This window comes from Streptomyces sp. Tek67B01, assembly GCF_055231995.1.
On record NZ_JBUYUY010000001.1, the window covers coordinates 6,282,615 to 6,302,030 of the forward strand.

The following is a 19,416-nucleotide window of genomic DNA, read 5'->3' on the forward strand; positions in this document are numbered from 1 at the left end:
TCCCGCTGCGACCGGTCCTGCGCGCCGACCGCTCCGAGCGCAGGCAGCCCGAAAGGAGGCCGGCCGACATGAACACGGTCATGGTGACCGCCGAGACCGAAGCCGAGATACGCGCGGAGCTCCGGCGGCTGCGCGCCCGCGTTCCCCAGCTCACCGGAGCGCTCGCCGCGAGCGCGGACGGTCTGGTGCTCGCCCACGACAGCGCCGCCGCCGAAGCGGAATCCGTCGCCGCCCTGACCGCGGCGGCTCTCGGTGTGGCCCAGCGGCTCAGCGACTGCACCGGCCAGGGCGCCTTCCGGGAACTGCTGGTCCGCGGCGAGCACGGCTACGTCGCCACCTACGCGGCGGGGGAGACGGCCGTCCTCACCCTGATCGCCGAGCCGCGGGTCAACGTGGGCCGGCTCCATCTGGAGGCCCGCCGCTCAACCCTGCGCATCACCGAACTCGTCGAGTACGCCCTGGGTCGGCGCGGAGGCCCGGTGGCCCCGCCCATGCCGACCGAGGCGCCCTCGTCCTGAGTTCCGTACGACCACCCCGAATCGACGTCCCGGCACAGCCACCCAGTCACCCCCACAGGGAAAGCAGAAAGAGGAACCATTCATGGCCAACGTGGAGACAGCCCTCAAGGAAGCCACCACCACGATCGACGGCGCGCTCGGCGCCGCGCTGGTCGACTACGGCAGCGGCATGGCGCTCGGTACCGTGGGCGGGGGCAAGGACCTCGACCTCGCGATCGCCGCGGCCGGCAACACGGACGTGGTGCGGGCCAAGGTGCGGACGATGGAGATGCTCGGCCTCAACGACGAGATCGAGGACATCCTGATCACCCTGGGCAGCCAGTATCACCTGATCCGGCTGATGAAGGCGCGGAGCGGCGGCGGTTTCTTCCTCTACCTCGCACTCGACCGGGGACGGGCCAACCTCGCGATGGCGCGGCACCAGCTCAAGAAGATCGAGAACGAGCTGGAGATCTGAGGAGGACCCGCGAGGGTCGCGACGGCGCGGTGGCGGGCGGTTGAATTCTTTGCCGTCCGCCCGGCGACCAGGGATGATATGTCCGAGATGGGCGGAATTTATCATCCCGTTACCGAGTAAGATGCTCTAATCGGTTGATCATCAACAAAGCAAAAAGCTGGAGAACCTGCCACCCATGCCCCCGCGCCTGAGCATCGTCGTACCGGTCTACAACGTCGAGCTCTACCTCGACGAGTGCCTGGAGTCCATCGCCGCCCAGACCTTCGATGACTTCGAGGTCGTCCTCGTGGACGACGGTTCCACCGACGCCAGCGCCGCGATAGGCGAGGCCTTCGCCGCGCGGGACGGCAGGTTCCGGCTGGTCCGGCAGAAGAACGCCGGACTGGGCGCCGCCCGGAACGCCGGCGCCCGTCACATATCCGAGGGCAGCGAGTACCTCGCCTTCGTCGACAGTGACGACACCATGCCGACGAACGCCTACCAGCTGCTGATCGACGCCCTCGACGAGACGGGCTCCGACTTCGCCGGCGGCAACGTCAAGCGCTTCCGCTCCGTCGGCATGCAGCAGTCCTGGGGACACCGCGCCCCCTTCGCCACGACGCGGCTGAAGACCCACATCTCCAAGTTCGCGCCGCTGGTCACCGACCGCACCGCGTGGAACAAGGTCTACCGGCGCACCTTCTGGGACGAGCACGGCTTCCAGTACCCGGAAGGCATCCTCTACGAGGACGCGCCCGTCAGCATCCCGGCCCACTACTTCGCCACCAGCGTCGACGTGATCAGCGACTGCGTCTACCACTGGCGGGTGCGCGAGACCGGCGAGCGTTCCATCACCCAGCGCTCCACCGACCCGGTCTCGGTGATCGACCGCGTCACCTCCATCCGTCTGGTGCGCGACGCGCTCAAGGCCAAGCAGGGCGAGAAGTACGCCCGCTACCTGCGCGAGTACGACCACAACGTGCTCAGCGAAGAGCTGCCGCTCATCTACAAGTACGTCGGGGAGGGCGGCGCCGACTTCCGGGCGGCCTTCGTCAAGGAGGTCGGCGGCCTCGTCCGGGAGATCGGCCCCGGGCCCTGGTCCGACCTCACCGTCGCCGACCGGCTCAAGGCGTACCTCGCCCGGGAAGGTCGCGTCGAGGAGTTCATCGCCCTCAACAAGCACCAGAGCGACTACTCCTACAGCGTGCCGGTCAAGGGTCTCGCCCGCCCGCAGGCCGACTACCCCTTCCTCACCGCCCCCGTTCCCCCCAAGCTGCTCACCCTCGGCACGCGCGAACGCCGCGTGGTCAGCCGGCTGGAACAGGCCGCCTGGAGCGACGGCAAGCTGCTCCTGCGCGGTTACGCGCTGCCCGGCCACCTGGGCGCCGAGAGCCGGCTGGGCTCCCGCAAGATGCTGGTCTTCCGCGAGCAGGGCAAGCGCCGCCGCAGCGTCGTCACGGCCCGTACCGTCGCCTCGCCGATGGCCACCGTCCACGAGCCGCACCTCGCGCTGAGGCACGCGGACTGGGCCGGGTTCACCGCCGTCGTCGACCCCACGGTCTTCCAGACCGGCGGTACGTGGAGCGACGGTACGTGGACCACCTCCATCGCCGTCACCGGCGCCGGCGGCCTGCACCGCGCCCGCCTCAGGGGCGGCGACCACGACAGCGGCCACAACCCGCCGTCCTACTGGGCGACCCCCGACGTCCGGATCGTCCCGACCGTCGCCGGCTCCCTGACGATCAAGGTCGAGGTCGTTCGCGCCCGGGCCCTGGACGTAGTCCCCGCCGCGGACGGCGCCGTCGAGGTGTCCGGTGAGCTGTCCGCCGAGATCGGCCGGGGCGCCTCGCTGCGGGCGACGCACGTCGGCAGCGACAACACCCTGACCGTCCCGCTGGACACGGCCGAAGCCGCCGTGAACGGCCGCGTTCCGTTCACCGCCGTCCTGCGCCTGGCCGAGCTGGCGGACGTACCGCTGCCCGGACCCGGCGAGTGGGGCCCCCAGGCCTGGAACCTGGCCGTCGTCCGCGCCGACGGCACCGAGCACCCCCTGGTCCTCGACGAGCGGGGCGGTTTCACGGGACTGGTCGTGCCGGTGCCCGACGACGCCACCGGCCGCGCCGTCTTCGCCAAGCGCGGGACGTCGGGCCACCTGGTCCTGTCGGTCCAGGCCTCGCCGCCCCTCGTGGACACCGTCACGTCCAAGAACGGCACCCTCACCCTCGCCGGCAGCTTCCACGCCCCCGGGGACGCCGCCGACGAGCCGTACGAGCTGGTCCTGCACAACCACCACGGCACGGAGTTCAGCTACCCCGTCACCCGTGACGGTGATCGCTTCGAGGCCTCCTTCGAACCGGTCCTGCCCGAGGCGTACGCGGGGCGCGCCACCCTCCCGCACGGCCGTTGGTGGCCCACCCTGCGCCCGGTGAGCCAGGGCGGCACCACCGCGAGCCTGCTCGGCGTGGACCGCGGCGCACCGCTCCAGCTCCTGCCGCCGGTCCTGTTCTCCGGACCCCACCACGTCACCACCGACGGCCGCCGCATGCGCGTCGAGGCCCGTCTGTACGACCGGCTGGTGCTCGTCAGCGACCCGCTGATCAGCCCGCACGACCGCTCGCGGTACGCCCAGCGCGTGGCCCGCGACATCACGTACCCGGCCCAGTCGGCCCTGCCCGTCAAGGACATGGTCGTGTACGAGACCTTCCAGGGGAACGGCGCCGGCGACTCGCCGCGCGCCATCCACGAGGAACTGGTGCGGCGCGGCGAGAAGCTGGACCACGTCTGGCTGGTCCGCGACGGTCGCGCGGAGGTCCCCTCGACCGCCCGCGCCGTCCAGTACGACAGCCTGGAGGCCTGGGACGTCCTGGCCCGGGCCCGGTACTACGTCGTCAACGACAGCGTCCCGAACCACTTCCGCCGCCGCCCGGGCCAGACCGTCGTCCAGACGTGGCACGGAACGCCGTTGAAGCAGATCGGCCACGACTACCTGCACGACTACTACACGAGCCCCGAGGCGCTCGACGCGCTGCGGCACGACGCCGCCCAGTGGTCGTTGCTCGCCTCCCCGAGCTCGTACGCCACCTCGGTCCTCAAGCGCGCCCTCGGCTACGACGGCGAGATCGTCGAGTCCGGCAGCCCGCGCACCGACGCACTCGTCCGCCCGGACGAGCAGCGCGTCGCCGAGGTCCGCAGGCGGCTCGGCCTGCCCGAGGGCAAGAAGGTCGTCCTCTACATGCCGACCTGGCGTGAGAACCGCGAGGGCTGGTCGAACGGCTACAAGCTGGACCTGCAGATCGACCTCGACGCTGCCCGCAGCGCGCTCGGCGAGGACCACGTCCTGCTGATCCGGGGCCACCACAAGGTGAACGAGCAGGTCCGCGAGGGAGCCCGGGACGGCTTCGTGGTCGACGTTTCGCGCTGGCCCGACACCACGGACCTGCTGCTCGTCGCCGACGTCCTGATCTCGGACTACTCGTCCGCGATCTTCGACTTCGCCCTGACCGACCGGCCGATCCTGCTCTTCACGTACGACCTGGAGCACTACCGCGACACCCTGCGTGGCTTCACCTTCGACCTGGAGAAGAAGGCCCCCGGGCCGCTCATCGCCGACTCCGCGAGCCTGATCGAGGCCGTGCGGAACGCGGACGCGATCGCCGCCGAGCACGCCGGGGCGCGAGCGGCGTTCCGCGCCGAGTTCTGCGACCTGGACGACGGCCACGCGGCCGAGCGCGTCGTCGAGCGGATGCTCGCCATGTAGCGCGGACGAGTGAAACGAACAGGGGACACAGACCGGTCCCCGGCCCACCGATGAATTGTGGGCCGGGGACCGGTCTGTATGTGTAGGACGGCATCCGGACCTCGGGTCCGTCCCGCGCACCCACTCTGGAGGCAGCGATGAGCAGCAGCACCGGCTTCACCACGTGTCTGTGGTTCGACGGCGACGCGGAGGCCGCCGCCGACTACTACCTGTCCGTCTTCAAGGACGGCAAGCGCGGACGCACCGCCTACTACAACGAGGCGGGCCCCGGCCCGGTCGGTGAGGTGCTGATCGCCGAGTTCGAGATCAACGGGCAGAAGTTCGTCGGCCTCAACGGCGGCCCGCAGTTCCCCTTCACCGAGGCCGTCTCCTTCCAGATCCACTGCGCCGACGAGGCGGAGGCGGACTACTACTACGACGCCCTGACGAAGGACGGCGGTGAGGAATCGGCCTGCGGCTGGGTCAAGGACAAGTTCGGGGTGTCCTGGCAGGTGGTCCCGCCGGGCGCCATCGACCTCATCGCCGACCCGGACCCGGGACGGGCCGCCCGCGCGACCGCCGCCATGATGACGATGAAGAAGCTGGACGTGGCTCGGATGCGCCGGGCCGCCGACGCCGCCGACACCACGGGCTGACCGGGGCCCCGGGGCCGGCCGGGAGACGTCGGGAGCCGTCCGTAGCCCTCGGGAGCCACTCGGACACGCGTCGGGCGCCGGGCCGGTCCCCGCCTCAGGCGCCGATCCGGGCCAGCAGCGCGGGCAGCGCCGTCCCGATCGGCTCGCGGATCACCTCGTCCGCCAGGGGATCGTACGGGGTCTCCTCGGCGTTCACGATGACGAGACGGGCCCCCGCCTCGGCCGCCATGCCGGCGAGCGAGGCGGCGGGCTGCACCTGCAAGGTCGACCCGACGGCGACGAACACCTGACACCCCTTGGCCACCGCCATGGCCCGCCCCAGCACCTCGGGGTCCAGCCGCTCGCCGAACATCACCGTCGCCGCCTTGAGGATCCCGCCGCAGGTGAGGCACGCCGGGTCCGGCTCCCCGGCGGCGACCCGGGCCAGCGCCTCGTCCATCCCCGACCGGGCGTGGCACGCGGTGCACACCACCGACCGGGCCGAGCCGTGCAGCTCGAACACCTTGCGCGCGGGCATTCCGGCGAGCTGCTGCAGACCGTCCACGTTCTGCGTGATCACCCGCACCGGGGTCCCGCCGCGCTCCAGTTCCGCCACCGCGAGGTGGGCGGCGTTGGGCCGGGCCCCGAGGGCGCCGATCTCGGCCCGCATCAGCCAGGAGCGGCGCCGGATCTCCGGATCGGCCATGTAGGAGGAGTAGGTGACGAGCTTCTCGGCATCGGGCTCGCGCCGCCACAACCCCTGCGGCCCCCGATAGTCCGGAATCCCGGAATCGGTGGACATCCCGGCCCCACTGAACACTGCGACGAGCGGTTTCCCCATGGGCCGACCCTACGCAGACGGCCCCGAGGACCGCGAGCGTGTTTCGCACGGGCCCGCGTCCGGCGCACCCCGGCCGGGCAGGGTGCGGACCCGGGGCCCACAGTGGTGAATCCCGCCCCCACTGGGGTGAGGCCCCCGCCGCGTCCCGCCCGGCCGGGCCGCGCGGACGGCTACAAACCGCACATGAAGCTCACCCCTCAACTGCCCGGCGCCCTGCTGCTCGCCCTGACCGCCCTGCTGCTCCCCGCGGCGACGGCGGCCCCGGCCCTGGCCGACGCGCCTCCGTTCGGCGAGCTCGCCGCCCGCGCCCACCGGCACACCGCCGCCCAGATCAGCGGTTTCCTGATCGGTTTCTACGGGCACCACGGTCCCTCCGCGCACGACCGCCGTCACCGGGTCTCTTCCCAGCTCAAGGAGAAGCAGAAGAACTACCCGGACACCGACGTACTGCTCTGCGCCCGGAGCGAGCCCAACCGGATCACTGTCGGGCCGGCCACCGTCGCCCAGAACGCGGGCGTCGGCTGGGCCACCGTCACCACCCACTGGGACGGCGGGGCCACCGACACCTTCACCGCGTACGTACGGCTCGACAGCAGGCCGATCCGGTTGGACGACGTGATCTGCGCCGGCTGAGACCGCTCGACGCCGTGCCGAGACGTGCCGCACACCGGCCGGGTAGAGCTCCGTGCCGGCCCGGAAGACCTCCATGCGGGCCGGCGCCGGGGAGAGCCGGGAGGGCCGGGGAGGGCCGGGGAGGGCCGGGGGGCCAGCGGGTGAGGCCGGGGAGGGCCGGGGGACCAGCGGGTCAGGCCGGGGAAAACCGGTGCGCCGGGCGGGGAGGCGGTCCGTAGGGTGGGCGGTATGCCGACGACCGCCGTCCTCTACTGCTCCGACCCGCTGGACGGGCGCCGGGCCGACACCCACTTCGCGGGGGAGGCCCGGCAACTGCGCGTCGCCGGCGGGAAAGTGTTGCTCCTCGACCACGACGCCCTCCTCGCCGGGGACGCCGGGAGGGCGGTGTCCCGCGTTCCCATCGGCGCCGGAGCCGTCTGGTACCGGGGCTGGATGATCCCGGCCGCGCGGTACGCCGCGCTCGACGCCGCCCTGCGCGAGCGCGGGGCGCACCTCGCCGTCGATCCGGAGCGCTACCGGCGCGCGCACGAACTGCCCGGCTGGTACGCGACCTTCGCCGACCTCACCCCGTACAGCGCCTGGCTGCCGACGGCGCCGGGGGAGGTACCCGCCCCGTCCGCGCTCTCGGCGCTCGCCGCCCGGCTCCCGTCCCGCGCCGCAGTCGTCAAGGACTACGTCAAGTCCCGCAAGCACGAGTGGGCGCAGGCCTGCCACGTCCCCGACACCCGGCGACCGGAAGCACTGCACCGGGTGGTGAGCCGCTTCGTGGAACTCCAGGGCGACGATCTGGCCGGCGGTGTGGTGCTACGGGCATTCGAGGACTTCGTGGCGCCCGACGGGGGGCCCGCGGAGATCCGGGTCTGGTGGCTGGACGGGACGCCCCGGCTGGTCACCGCCCATCCGGACTGCGTGTCCGGCGAGGTCGAGGCGCCCGACCTGGGCCCGGTACGGCCGGCCGTGGAGGCGCTGGACTGTCGCTTCGTGACCACCGACCTCGCACTGCGCGCGGATGGCGTCCTGCGGGTCGTGGAGGTGGGGGACGGGCAGGTCAGCGACATCCATCGGGACGCCGACCCGGCCGACCTCGTCGGCCTCCTGACGGGGGGCCGGGCCGAGGCGGCGGGGCTGCGCGGCCGCGGCGGCGTCTGGTAGAACACCGGCATGACCGGCTTCGAGATCACCGGCGCGAGCGCCCGCGACATGGAACTCATCCGCTCCTGGGCCGAGGAGGAGGGCTGGAACCCGGGCGTCGGCGATCGTTTCGCCTTCGCCGTCGCCGACCCCGGCGGGTTCCTCGTCGGGCGGCTCGACGGGGAGCCGGTGGCCTGCATCTCGGCGGTCCGCTACGGCGCCGGCTTCGGGTTCGTCGGCTTCTACATCGCCCGGCCCGCCGTGCGCGGCCAGGGCTACGGAATACGGCTGTGGAACGCCGGGATGGCGCGGCTCGACGGGCGCCTCATCGGCTTGGACGGGGTGGTGGAGCAGCAGGACAACTACCGTGCGTCCGGGTTCCGGCATACCTGGAACAACGCCCGCTACGAGGGGGTTCCGGAGGCCGGGGACGACAGCGGGGTGTCGGTGGTGGACGCCGCCTCCCTGCCCTTCGCGGAACTCGCCGCCTACGACCGGCAGTTCTTCCCGGAGCCCCGGGACTCGTTCCTCGCCGCGTGGACCGGGCTGCCCGGGCGGACGGCCCTCGCCGCCGTCCGGGACGGACGGGTCGAGGGCCTCGGCGTGGTCCGCCCGGGCAGCGGTGCCGCCCGGATCGGCCCGCTGTACGCGGCCGGCCCGGAGGTCGCGGGTGCCCTGTTGCGCGGCCTGTCGCGGCACGCTCCCGGCGGTCGGGTCGCCGTGGACGTGCCCGACGCCAACCCGACCGCCACCGCTCTACTGGCCGGGCTGGGGCTGGTGCCCACCTTCGAGACCGCCCGCATGTACACCGGCCCGGCGCCGGCGCTCGACCTGTCCGGCCTGTACGGGGTCACGAGCCTCGAACTGGGGTGACGCGGGCCGGACGGCGGTCGCACGGCGCCGCCCGGCGGGAACCTGTCGCCCCGGACGCCCTAGACGTGGAACAGGACGCCCTCGCTGGTGCGCAGCTCGCACGGGTTGGCGAAGGTGTGCGCGTAGTTCATCCGGACGCCCTGCCACACTCCGTCGACCGTCACCGTCACCGGGTTCCACTCCCTCGTACACCGCACGTTCGCGCGCGGGGCGGTCAGCGCGTCCGGCGAGCCGCCGTTCACGCGCAACTCGGCGCACGCGGCGGCCGGGTCCGGGTGCGTCCCCGCCGGCCGCGGAGCGCACACCAGCGTGGCCGCGCGCATCACCGTGGCCTGGGCGGGGTCCTCTCCGGAGGCGACGGCGACCACGAGCGCCGACGGGGCGTAGAGGGTTTCCGCTCCGGTCGGCGCCGCGTCGGCGGCGCCGGACCCGGCCAGTGCGGTGAGAGCGGTGAGCGCCATGGCTCCGGAAGCCAGTCCCAGACTCCTGCTGATGGACCGCATTTCGAACACTCCTCGGGGTTGTCGTGCCGGATAACGGACGCGAGTCTCGCCCATGCGGCGCCCAAACGCTCGTTCGGGCCGCGAAATCGCGTCACCGTTCGTGAGCGAATGAGTGCACTCCGCAGCGGTGTCGGGCCGTTGACCTGTGCGGACGGGGGCCGGTGAAACGGCCGAAGACACCCGCTTCAGGGGCCGCCGGGGCGGCGGGGGCTGGGTCCTGGGCTGCGGGAATCAGCGGGTCGCGGCGATCCGCGGGGCGTACAGGTCGAGCAGCCGGGTGCGCGTCTGCTGGAGCCGCGTCGCCAGCACGCGGCCGACCCAGTGCCCGATCGCGGAGCCGAAGGTGGGGTCGGCGTCCATCAGCATCCGTACCGTGGGCGCGTCGAACTGGTACGCCCGGACCAGGGTCATCGCCTCGGCGCTGAGCTGCCAGGTGTACGGCGGGAAGAGCCAGGACCAGCCGACCAGTTCGCCCGGGCCGAGGCTCTCGATGGGGGTGGCGCGGCGGCCGGGGACGGGGAGCTGTAGCGTGACGGTTCCGGAGCGCACGATCCAGAAGGACTCGGCCCGGCTGCCCTCGTCGAAGATCCGGGTACCCTCGCGGAAATTGACCTCGAGGGCCAGGGCCATGAGCCGCTCGCGGTGCTCGGCGGACAGCACGGCGGCGAGCTTGATGGGTGAAGGTGTGCTCACGACGGCCTCCGATCACGACCCCCCACGACGGTGCTGCTCACCTCAGTGTCGCCGAATCCGGCGCGAGGGGTCGTGCGAGGCCGCGATCCGGCCCGCGTGCCGTGCCGCCACGGGCCGTGACGGCCGGTTCAGTCCTCGGCGCCGGCCTCCAGACAGGCCAGCTCCATGGCGTCGAGGACCGCCTCGTGGCTGCGCCGGCTCAGTTCGGCGACGTTCTCGATCTGGGCCGTCGCCCAGGCGGCGAGGGTCATCACCAGGACCCGGAGGCCGTCGGTGCCGTGTTCGGCGAGGATCGCGTCGGCCACGATCATGGCCTCCTCGGGGACCTGCTCCGGCGGTTCCATCCCGGCCAGACCGCGCAGCATCGCGAGGGTCCGGCGGGAGATCTCCGGCGTCATCCGCGCCAGCCGCATGTCTTCTTCGTCGTCCATCCGCCCACCTCCGGTGCCGGGCCGAACGCGCCCTCAGGGCACGGTAGAGCGGCCTGCCCCTCCCCGGGGCGGTTTTCGCCCGGCTCCCCCCACCGGAACGACCCGGCCGCCCCGGGCCCAGGGCCGCCCCCGGCGGTGTCCGCATGACGCGGGCGGTCCCCTCGGACGCCGGGCGGTCGGGCTTTCCGGCACCGACCGGCCCGCGCCGCCGCTCCCACCGGAGCGGACCGTACCCGGCCCGCCCGCCGCCGGTCGTGGGGTGCCCACGTGGCGCGGGCAGGGCGGACACTGGGTCGGCCAGAGGGCGCTTGTGCCTGGCAGCAGCGGGCTGGACGACCCGGTGCCCTGGCGGTGGTGCGGCCCCGGCTGGGTCGCCCTGGGCCGGGGCCCGACTGAGGGCGTGGTCGGGCCGGCTGACGCCCGTATGACGCGCGGGTGGGTAACCGACTCGGCCGAGGCGACTGGGTCTCCCGGCGCCGCCGCGGCCGTGGCGTGGCCCCGCCGGGGCGGCGGCCCACTGCGCGGCTGCCGCAGTCGGCGCACCCCGGCCCGCCGGAACGCGTCTGCGGCAGGAACGGTTCTGGCCGGAGCTGACCGCCCCAGGCGTGGGCGTTCGGCGGGGCCGCCCGGCCGTAGCCCGTCGTCCGCGCCGGACTCGGCGGACTTGCTCGTCGTAGCGGAACGGCCGGCGCGGGAGTCGCCCCCGCCGCCCACGGTGTCGGCGTGACGCGGCCCGGCTGTAGCCGGCCGTCTTGGCGGCGGTGGCATGACCGCATGCGGAGTCCCCCGGCGGCCCGTGCCCGTCGGGAGTCGGGCCCCTGCGGGCTTCGGTCCGGCGGCGTCCGCGCCCGTGTCCTCAGCCGCGCCGCCGCCCCCACCGCCAGCGCGGACGCGTCGGCCACCACCCGGGAGGCCATCCGTCGCCCCGGGCCCGGTTCGGCATCCGATAGGTCAAGTCCCGCGCCCGGCAGGGCGATCCGCCCTAGGGTGCGCCCGTACGCACGACCGTCGGCCCGGTTCCCGGGCCGGTTGGTCGTGCGGCCCTGTCCGCGCGGCGCACGCGCGGTGGAACGCACACCGAACTGGGGGGTTCATGCGTAGATCCAGAGGGCTTGCCACCGCTCTCGCACTCTCCGTGGCGGGTACCGGCACCGTCATCGGCCTCGGACTCGTCCCGCAGGCGGCGGCCGTCACCCCGCCCGTGGCCTTCACCGCCGACGCGTTGCCCACCTGGCAGGCCAACGGCGTCGTCTGGGCCCTCGCCGAGACCGGCGGCACGGTCTTCGTCGGCGGCACCTTCTCGGCCGTCCGCCCCCCGACGGGCGCCGGCGGCAGCGAGCGGTCCGCGGTGAACTTCGCGGCGCTCGACGCCGCGACCGGCGCCCCGACCTCCTGCTCCCTGTCCTTCACCGTCGGCGGGGGCACCGCCACCGTCCGCGCGCTCACGCTCTCACCCGACAAGAAGACCCTCTACGCAGGCGGCTACTTCGGGGCCGTCAACGGCACGCCCGTCTCCAGCGTCGCCGCCATCGACGTGGCGAGCTGCACCGTGAAGACCTCCTTCCGGCCGGCCTTCGCGGCCACCGTGCGGGCCCTCGCCGTCACCGACGACACCGTCTACGCGGGCGGCGACTTCCAGACCGTCTCCGGCCAACCCCGCAGGCGTTTCGCGGCGGTCGACGCGAGCGACGGCGCCCTCAAGCCCTTCACCGCCGACGCCGACGAGCCGGGCCGCGCCGTCGAGGTCACACCCGACGGCGCCAACGTCGTACTCGGCGGCGACTTCTTCACCGTCAACGGTACGAACACCCACGCCCTGGCCGTCGTCGACGCGACGAGCGGCGCGCTCACCAAGGCCTACCCCGGCTTCATCGAGACCAACTCCGTGGTCAAGGACATCGCCACCGACGCGACCGGCTTCTACACCGGCAACGAGGGCACGGGCGGCGGGGTCTTCGACGGCCGCATCGCCCTCGACCTCAGCGACTTCAACCAGCGTTGGCGCGACACCTGCCTCGGCGCCACCCAGGCCGTGCTGCCCTACCAGAACGTGCTGTACAGCGCCTCGCACGCGCACGACTGCTCCAGCGTCGGCGAGTACCCGGACGGTCAGCGCCACCACCTCCTGGCCGAGCCGACCACCTCCGTCGGCAAGTTGGGCTGGGCGCCCGACACCAACGACGGCATCGGCGAGGGCATCGGCCCGCGCGTGATGACGGTGGGGTCCAAGGCCGGGGTCCAGTACCTGTGGGTCGGCGGCGAATTCACCACCGTCAACGGGGCCGGGCAACAGAGCCTGACCCGCTTCGCCTCGACGGGCGACACCGGTGCGCCCACCGTCCCCGTCGCGAGCGCCGTCAGCTTCGCACCGGGCGAAGTCCAGGTGCGCTGGCGCACCAGCCTCGACCTCGACGACAGCGCCCTCACCTATCGGATCTACCGCAACGGCTCGGTGACCCCGATCGGCACGGTCACGGCCGACTCGCTGTTCTTCAGGCGACCGCAGGCCTCCTGGACGGACACCACCGCCGCGGCGGGGCAGTCCTACACCTACCGGGTGACGGCGACCGACGCGGCCGGCAACACCAGCGCGCTGTCCGCGACCGCGTCCGTCACCGTCCCGACCTCCGTCGCCGCGTACCCCCACGCGGTCCGGGACGACGGCGCCCAGCAGTACTGGCGCTACGACGAGTCGGCCCTGCCGTTCGTCGCCGACTCCTCGGCCGCGGGCAACCAGAGCGGCGTCCACCTGAACGGACCGGCGCTGCGCCAGTCACCCGGAGCGCTCACCGACCAGAGCACGGCGATCGGCTTCAACGGCGCCAACACCCAGGTGTACGGAGACAAACGGCAGACCGTCGGCAGCAACTACTCCATCGAGACCTGGTTCAAGACGAACACCACCCGGGGCGGCAAGCTCGTCGGCTTCGGCAACAACCAGGACCGGAACAGCAGCCAGTACGACAAGCACATCTACATGACCAATGACGGCCGGCTGGTCTACGGCGTCTACACCGGAGCCACGCGCACCATCACCACCGGGGGCACCGACCGGTACAACGACGACAAGTGGCACCACGTCGTCGCCACCCAGGGCCCCGGCGGAATGACCCTGTACGTGGACGGCGCCCAGAAGGGCACCCTCAACGTCACCACGCACGAGAACTTCGCCGGCTACTGGCACGCGGGCGGCGACAACCTGAACGCCTGGCCCGACCGCCCGACGAGCGACTACTGGGCCGGTCTGCTCGACGAGACGGCCGTGTACCCGAGCGTGCTGAGCGCGGCGCAGGTGCACAACCACTACGCCCTGGCCTCCGCGCCCGCCGACTCGGTCGTGCAGCTCACGGCGACCGAGGACACCTACGCCAACGCGGGCGCGCCCGACACCAACTACGGGACCTCGGGCTCCCTCGCCGTCCGCGGGACCTCGCTGTACACGAGCTACCTGCGCTTCGACCTGCCCGCCGCACCGGCGGGCACGGTCTTGAAGTCCGCGACGCTCAGCGTGAAGACCAGCACCATGAGCGGCGCGGGCACGACGGACACCGTCTCCGTCGTCCCGGTCACCGGCGCGTGGACCGAGGGCGCGACGACGTACGACAACCGTCCTGGCCTGGGCGCCCCGGCCCTCGGCGCCTTCCCGGGCGTCCCGGACGGCTCGGCCGTCCACACCGCCGGACTGGACACGGCCACCGTCGCGTCCGCCCTGGGCGCCCCCTACGGTCTGGCGCTGACCAGTACCGGAACGGACGCCCTGTGGCTGTGGTCCTCGGAAGCCGCGGCCGGCGAAGGCACCCCCCGCCTGACGCTGACCTTCGGCGCGCCGTGATCCGCCCCTGAGGTCGAGGCGGTACGGGCTCCTCCCGGGCCCGTACCGCCTGACCCGGGACGAACGAGCGGGGCTCACCGGGGCGGTTCGACCTCCAGGAAGCGACGGCGGCGGGGGCCTCGGTACAGCAGGCATTCCCATCCGTGCCGCTCCAGCACCCGCCCGCAGTCCGTCAGCCGCTCCTGCTCCTCCTCCGCCGCGCCCCCGCCCGGCGGGCCGAGCCAGGACACCCGCACCCTGCCGGGCTCCGGCGCGGCCGCCACCCGGTATCCGGTGCGCGTGCGCCGCCCGTCGGGGTCCACCTCGGACGGCGCGATGCCCGCCGCCTCCAGTACGAGGGCCACGGCGCGCGGCGCCTGACGCAACTCCCACGGCGCGGGAACCGCCGCGCCCGGTGGACCGTTCACCAGACGGCGGATCTGCATCAGCCCTTCGTACGCCGTCCGGACCTCGGCCGCCCTCCCGGGGCCCGCCGGTGGCGCCGGGCCGTCCCCGGTAGCCGCCTCGAAGCCCTGCCCGCCCGGTCCGTCCGTCACGCACACCACCCATCCCGTCTGAGTACCTCACGTCCAACGGCCTGAGTACGCGCACCGATTCCCCGCCCCCCTCGCGCTGATCGAATGGGGCCATGACGTACGAAGCCGCGCGCCCCACGCAGCGCCCGCACCGCCCGCACCTGCGGCAGCTGACCATCGCCGGTTCGGCGCTGGCCGTGGCGTTGGCCCCGTTGGTGGTCGGGGTCCTGATCGCCAAGGGGATGGCAGCCGACCCGCACGCCCCGGTCAACGCCCTGATCACCGGCGGCGGACAACGCGCGGGGCTGCCCCGCGCCGAGTGGCGGCGACGCGGACACACCGCCATGCGCCGCCTGCGGACCGCCCGCGAAGGCACGGCCCGCTCGGCCCGCCGGTGCGCCACCGCCTGCGCGCGTCGCGCGTAGGCCCCCTGCGCGGGACCACAAGACGAGGCGACCGTACTCGTGGCGGCCGTCAACGAGTGGTCCCGCGGCGGTTTCGTGGCTAGTCGGCGCGGCCGCTGACGGCGACGGCAGCGCCCAACCCGATCATGGCCAGTCCTCCGCTGCCGCCCATCAGTGACATCCGCTTGGGCGACCGGCCGAACCAGGTGCGCGCGGCGGAGGCCGTCAACCCCCACAAGCCGTCGGAAACCAGAGCCAACAGCGCGCCGGCCAACCCGAGGAGCAGCATCTGGACGCTGACGTGGCCGGCCTCCCGGTCGACGAACTGCGGCAGCACCGCCGAGAGGAAGACGACGCTCTTCGGATTCGTCACCCCGACCGTGAAACCGGCCCGTACCGAGCCCCTACCAGGGGACGGCGCCGACGCGAAACTCACCGCCTCCGTCCGGCTCTTCCAATTCGCCCGTAGCGCCTTGACACCGAGGAAGACCAGGTAAGCGGCTCCGGCCAGCTTGATCGCGTTGAACACCACGACCGACCTCTCGACCACCGAGCCGACTCCCAGGGCAACGGCGATGACCAAGGCGTAGCCGCCGAGTGCGTTGCCCAACACCGAAGCCGGCGCCGTCCTTCGCCCGTGGGCGAGGGCCCTCCCGACGACGAACAACACGCTCGGGCCCGGGACGGCGGACAAGAGCAAGGACATGGTGCAAAAGGCGATGAGCCGCTGGGGATCGACCATGCGCGTGATCTTCTCTCGCGCATGCCCATGGGCACCAGAGCGACTTTGGACCTACGCCGCGACCTAGGTCCGCTCACGCCGTCAGGGTCCACTTCCGGAAGCCGTTCAGGGCGTCGCGACCAAAGGCTCCTGGAGTTCGGTGACCCACTGGTCGCGGTCCTGCGGGCACGAGAGGTTCAGCTCGCGTGCGAACCCCGTCGAGCGATGGCCGTGGGCGTCGATCCACCGGGCCAACGCCTGGGCGGTCGGCAGCACGTCGTCCATCGACCCGCGGTGCACCACCGTCGCAGCCCGCTCGACCGCGGGCAGCTCCACGATCCTCACCCCACCCCCGAGCTCCTCGGCCCGGACGGCCGCCGCTACGGGGAGCCCGGCATGCACCAGGACGTGTCCGGGCTCGGCGTCCGGAGCGTCCTCGTAGTAGGCCAGACCCGGACCCGTCGGAACGACTCCCGCGGCCTCGACACGGCTGCACAGTTCCTCGTACAAAGGGCCGATGACCGGCCCGATCTCCTGCGGCGCGTATCCGGCGGCGACGCCGGTCAGCTCCGCCAGACGGACGGCCGGCAAGCTCTTCACGACGATCTCGTCGGTGGGCATGGTGCCCTCCCTCTCGATGGTCCGGAGCCTCGTCTCGACCTCCGCCAGCCGCGCCGCGGCGGCGGCCACGGCGCTCTCCAGGTCCGCCCTCCGAAGCCGCAGCATGCCGCGCAGCTCCGTCACGTCCGGCCGCTCGTTCAGGATCGCCCCCACTTCCCCGAGGCTGAAACCGAGTTCTTTGAGCGCGATGACACGGTTGAGACGGGAGAGCTGTTCGGCCTCGTAGAAGCGGTAGCCGCTGGCGGGGTCGACACGGGCCGGGCGCAGCAGTCCGAGGGCGTCGTAGTGACGCAGCATGCGGACCGACACCCGGCCGTGCTTGGCGAAGTCTCCGATGGTGAACATGACGCCTTCCAGTGCAGGCCCTGACACGGTGTGAGGGTCAAGCCCCGCGGGCCCGGACCGTCATTCTCGCCGGTCAGCGGCCTTCAATGGCCGTACTGGCGCACGCACAGGTCGACGACGGACGGCGGTACGACGCCCTCCGCCACCGCGCACGGCTCCTCTCCGGGCGGTCTGCGCGGACCCGCCCCGCGCGGTGCGGCGGGCGGGCGGACCCGCCGGGGGGCGGCGGGCTTCGTGGCGCGTTCGCCGCCCCGGCGGGGCGGGCGCGCGCCCGGCGCCCCCCTCGGCGCCCGGTCCGTTCCCGGACCGGCGTCGGCGTCGGACACCGGCGCGGGGCCGGTGTCGGGAAGATCGCCCAGCGGCAGGGACGGGGGCAGCGGCAGGGGCCGGTGCGGGGGTGCGGCGGGGAGGGCGTCCGGCGCGCCCACCGGTGGCCGGGAACCCCGCGCGGGGCCCGCGGCAGGCTGCCCCGGGCCGACCGACGCACAACCCGCGCCCGCCAAGAGCGCGAGGAGGGAAAGGGGCAGGGCGGCGCGGCGTAACTGCATACCGCCACCATGCCGTACCCCCGGACGGTCCGGCCGCGCCCCTCACGCGTCCGGGTGACGCCGATTCAGGTCGGATCCCGACCGGAGGGAACGGGCGGATCGGACACCGGGCTTGACCGGAGCCGTCCCGGAAGGCAAGAGTGCGCCCGATCGAGAACCACGGCGCGACCCGCACTTCGAAAGACGCATCCATGCCCCTGCCCGCCCGCGCGGCGGTTCCCCGTGTCACCTGCCGGAAGCGGGCCCATGCCTGACGACGGCCTGTTGGTGCGCCCCTACGTCGCCGCCGGAGACCAGCCGTCCCCGGCGACGGCTGCTCCGACCTGGCCCGGGGCCGGGGCGCCTCCGGTCCGGGGCCTGCTCCCGGTGCCCGCGTCCCCTTCCCACCCCGGGCCGGTGCCCCGCGCGCCCGGCGTGCGCCGACGCGGCAGGCGACGGAAGCCACCCGTCCTCGCTCTCCTCGCCGTCCTCGCGCTCGCGGGCGCCGGCGGGCTGGTGTCCCTGCTGAGCGGCCCCGACCCGGAACGCACCCGGGCCACCGCGCCGTCCGGCCTGACCGTGCCCGTGCTCCCGGCGCGCGGCCCCGACTCCGAACCGGTCCCGTCGTCCGCCGCGCCGACCCGGCCCAAGGCCTCCGCCCAGACCCCGGGTACCGCTTCGGCGTCGGCGTCGGCGTCGGCGCCGACGGCGAGCCCGAGCACCCGTCCCGGGAGCGCCGGGCCGTCCGCCGCCCCGCCGGCCCCGGCGGGGGAGTCCGACACCCTGCGCCAGGGAGACAAGGGGCCCGAGGTGCGCGAGCTTCAGCAGCGTCTTCGCGGGCAGGGGTTCACGTACGTCGCCGTCACAGGCGTCTACGACGGGCGCACCCGGCGCGGTGTCGCGCAGCTCCAGAGCGACCGCGACATCAAGGGCGACCCGCCCGGCGTCTACGGCCCGGCCACGCGAGCCGCCTTCGGTTGAGACGACCGGCGGCGGCGCGGCTTGCCGGAGCCGCTCCGGGCGCCCGTGATGGGATGGCGACACGCAGGCGATCGCACCGACACACGGAGAGGCCGGTACATGTCCGAGGAAACGATGCGGGCCATGGCATACGAGACGTACGGCGGTACGGAGGTACTCGCCGAGACCAGGCTGCCCGTCCCCAAGGTCGCCCCTGGCGAGGTGCTCGTCCGCGTCAAGTACGCCGGGGTCAACCCCGTCGACTGGAAGATCATGGCAGGCGGACTCGACGCGCTGATGGACGTCGTGTACCCGGTGGTACCGGGCTGGGACGTCGCCGGCACCGTCGAGCGGGTCGGCATCGACGTCCCCGAGTACGCGGTCGGGGACGAGGTCATCGCGTACGCCAGGAAGGACTACGTGCACGGCGGCACCTTCGCGGAGTTCGTCAGCGTGCCCGTACGGGCGCTGGCGGCCAAGCCCGCGTCGCTCGACTGGAAGCAGGCGGCCGGGTTGCCGCTGGCAGGCCTCACCGCGTACCAGCTCCTCACCCGCCTCGGCACCGGCAAGGACGACACCGTCCTCGTGCACGGCGCGTCGGGCGGGGTGGGCTCCCTCGGCGTGCAGATCGCCCGCGCGCTCGGTGCCCGCGTCATCGGCACCGCCTCGCCCCGCAACCACGACCGGTTGCGCGAGCTGGGCTGTGAGCCCGTGGCGTACGGGGACGGCCTCGCCGACCGGGTCCGCGAGCTGGCGCCCGAAGGGGTGGACGTCGTCGCGGACTTCGTCGGAGGGGTGCTGGACGTGACCCGGGCGGTCCTCGCGCCCGGCGGGCGGCACGCCTCGATCGCCGACCACACGGTGCTCGGCGCGGGCGGTCAGTGGATGTGGGTCAGGCCGGTCGCGAGCGACCTCACCGAACTGGGTCGACTCGCCGACAGCGGGCTGCTGACAGTGCCCGTGGCCGAGACCTTCCCGCTGGCCGAGCTGGCGGCCGCCTTCGAGCTGAGTCAGACCGGGCACACGGCCGGCAAGATCGTCATCGAGGTCTGAGCGCCGCC

The 19,416-nt window shown here is 73.3% G+C and carries 19 protein-coding genes; 11 read left to right on the forward strand and 8 right to left on the reverse strand.

What is annotated here, in order from left to right:
- Positions 1-68 precede the first annotated feature (68 nt).
- The 4 genes from ACV7NM_RS28375 (at position 69) to ACV7NM_RS28390 (ending at position 5,346) form a co-directional block, all read left to right on the forward strand.
- On the forward strand, positions 69-518 hold the full coding sequence (locus ACV7NM_RS28375; RefSeq protein WP_463412940.1) for a roadblock/LC7 domain-containing protein: 450 nt from the start codon (positions 69-71) through the stop codon (positions 516-518).
- Positions 519-600: 82 nt separating this feature from the next.
- Positions 601-975 carry a hypothetical protein gene (locus tag ACV7NM_RS28380; RefSeq protein WP_463412941.1) on the forward strand — a complete coding sequence of 125 codons (375 nt, stop codon included), beginning with the start codon at positions 601-603 and terminating at the stop codon, positions 973-975.
- Positions 976-1,150: 175 nt separating this feature from the next.
- Positions 1,151-4,711 carry a bifunctional glycosyltransferase/CDP-glycerol:glycerophosphate glycerophosphotransferase gene (locus ACV7NM_RS28385; RefSeq protein ID WP_463412942.1) on the forward strand — a complete coding sequence of 1,187 codons (3,561 nt, stop codon included), beginning with the start codon at positions 1,151-1,153 and terminating at the stop codon, positions 4,709-4,711.
- Positions 4,712-4,848: 137 nt separating this feature from the next.
- Positions 4,849-5,346, forward strand: a complete 498-nt coding sequence (locus ACV7NM_RS28390; protein ID WP_463412943.1) for a VOC family protein — start codon at positions 4,849-4,851, stop codon at positions 5,344-5,346.
- A 94-nt stretch (positions 5,347-5,440) separates the two neighbouring features.
- On the opposite strand, the gene ACV7NM_RS28395 is transcribed toward ACV7NM_RS28390, so the two are convergent.
- Positions 5,441-6,166 carry an SIR2 family NAD-dependent protein deacylase gene (locus tag ACV7NM_RS28395; RefSeq protein ID WP_463412944.1) on the reverse strand — a complete coding sequence of 242 codons (726 nt, stop codon included), beginning with the start codon at positions 6,164-6,166 and terminating at the stop codon, positions 5,441-5,443.
- Positions 6,167-6,349: 183 nt separating this feature from the next.
- Between ACV7NM_RS28395 and ACV7NM_RS28400 the strand changes: the two genes are divergently transcribed.
- The 3 genes from ACV7NM_RS28400 to ACV7NM_RS28410 all read left to right on the forward strand — a co-directional run bounded on the left by ACV7NM_RS28400 (position 6,350) and on the right by ACV7NM_RS28410 (position 8,803).
- Positions 6,350-6,799, forward strand: a complete 450-nt coding sequence (locus tag ACV7NM_RS28400; protein ID WP_463412945.1) for a hypothetical protein — start codon at positions 6,350-6,352, stop codon at positions 6,797-6,799.
- Positions 6,800-7,027: 228 nt separating this feature from the next.
- On the forward strand, positions 7,028-7,951 hold the full coding sequence (locus ACV7NM_RS28405; RefSeq protein WP_463412946.1) for an ATP-grasp domain-containing protein: 924 nt from the start codon (positions 7,028-7,030) through the stop codon (positions 7,949-7,951).
- Positions 7,952-7,960: 9 nt separating this feature from the next.
- Positions 7,961-8,803, forward strand: coding sequence for a GNAT family N-acetyltransferase (locus ACV7NM_RS28410; protein WP_463412947.1), 843 nt, complete (start codon positions 7,961-7,963; stop codon positions 8,801-8,803).
- A gap of 59 nt (positions 8,804-8,862) precedes the next feature.
- Here the strand turns inward: ACV7NM_RS28410 and ACV7NM_RS28415 are convergent, their stop codons facing one another.
- The 3 genes from ACV7NM_RS28415 to ACV7NM_RS28425 form a co-directional block, all read right to left on the reverse strand.
- Complete coding sequence (locus tag ACV7NM_RS28415) at positions 8,863-9,306, reverse strand: SSI family serine proteinase inhibitor (RefSeq protein ID WP_168714306.1); 444 nt, start codon at positions 9,304-9,306, stop codon at positions 8,863-8,865.
- A gap of 231 nt (positions 9,307-9,537) precedes the next feature.
- Complete coding sequence (locus tag ACV7NM_RS28420) at positions 9,538-9,999, reverse strand: Crp/Fnr family transcriptional regulator (protein WP_463412948.1); 462 nt, start codon at positions 9,997-9,999, stop codon at positions 9,538-9,540.
- Between the two features lie 128 nt (positions 10,000-10,127).
- A complete protein-coding gene (locus tag ACV7NM_RS28425; RefSeq protein WP_463412949.1) occupies positions 10,128-10,430 on the reverse strand; it encodes a hypothetical protein in 303 nt (100 codons plus the stop codon).
- A gap of 1,093 nt (positions 10,431-11,523) precedes the next feature.
- Here ACV7NM_RS28425 and ACV7NM_RS28430 point away from each other — a divergent pair.
- Entirely contained in the window at positions 11,524-14,262 is a 2,739-nt protein-coding gene (locus ACV7NM_RS28430; RefSeq protein ID WP_463412950.1) for a DNRLRE domain-containing protein, read from the forward strand.
- A 74-nt stretch (positions 14,263-14,336) separates the two neighbouring features.
- On the opposite strand, the gene ACV7NM_RS28435 is transcribed toward ACV7NM_RS28430, so the two are convergent.
- Positions 14,337-14,798, reverse strand: coding sequence for a hypothetical protein (locus ACV7NM_RS28435; protein ID WP_463412951.1), 462 nt, complete (start codon positions 14,796-14,798; stop codon positions 14,337-14,339).
- A gap of 92 nt (positions 14,799-14,890) precedes the next feature.
- Here ACV7NM_RS28435 and ACV7NM_RS28440 point away from each other — a divergent pair, with 92 nt between their 5' ends.
- Entirely contained in the window at positions 14,891-15,202 is a 312-nt protein-coding gene (locus ACV7NM_RS28440; protein WP_463412952.1) for a hypothetical protein, read from the forward strand.
- Between the two features lie 79 nt (positions 15,203-15,281).
- Here ACV7NM_RS28440 and ACV7NM_RS28445 read toward each other — a convergent pair whose 3' ends face one another.
- The 3 genes from ACV7NM_RS28445 to ACV7NM_RS28455 form a co-directional block, all read right to left on the reverse strand.
- The gene (locus ACV7NM_RS28445) at positions 15,282-15,923 is read right to left on the reverse strand and encodes a LysE family translocator (protein WP_463412953.1); all 642 of its coding nucleotides are present in this window, start codon (positions 15,921-15,923) and stop codon (positions 15,282-15,284) included.
- Between the two features lie 105 nt (positions 15,924-16,028).
- A complete protein-coding gene (locus tag ACV7NM_RS28450; protein WP_463414099.1) occupies positions 16,029-16,868 on the reverse strand; it encodes a MerR family transcriptional regulator in 840 nt (279 codons plus the stop codon).
- Positions 16,869-16,951: 83 nt separating this feature from the next.
- Positions 16,952-17,416: a hypothetical protein gene (locus ACV7NM_RS28455; RefSeq protein ID WP_463412954.1), complete on the reverse strand. Its 465-nt coding sequence runs from the start codon at positions 17,414-17,416 to the stop codon at positions 16,952-16,954.
- A gap of 246 nt (positions 17,417-17,662) precedes the next feature.
- On the opposite strand from ACV7NM_RS28455, the gene ACV7NM_RS28460 reads away from it, so the two are divergent.
- Complete coding sequence (locus ACV7NM_RS28460) at positions 17,663-18,376, forward strand: peptidoglycan-binding domain-containing protein (RefSeq protein ID WP_463412955.1); 714 nt, start codon at positions 17,663-17,665, stop codon at positions 18,374-18,376.
- A gap of 114 nt (positions 18,377-18,490) precedes the next feature.
- Entirely contained in the window at positions 18,491-19,408 is a 918-nt protein-coding gene (locus ACV7NM_RS28465) for an NADP-dependent oxidoreductase (protein WP_463414100.1), read from the forward strand.
- The last annotated feature ends 8 nt before the right edge of the window (positions 19,409-19,416 follow it).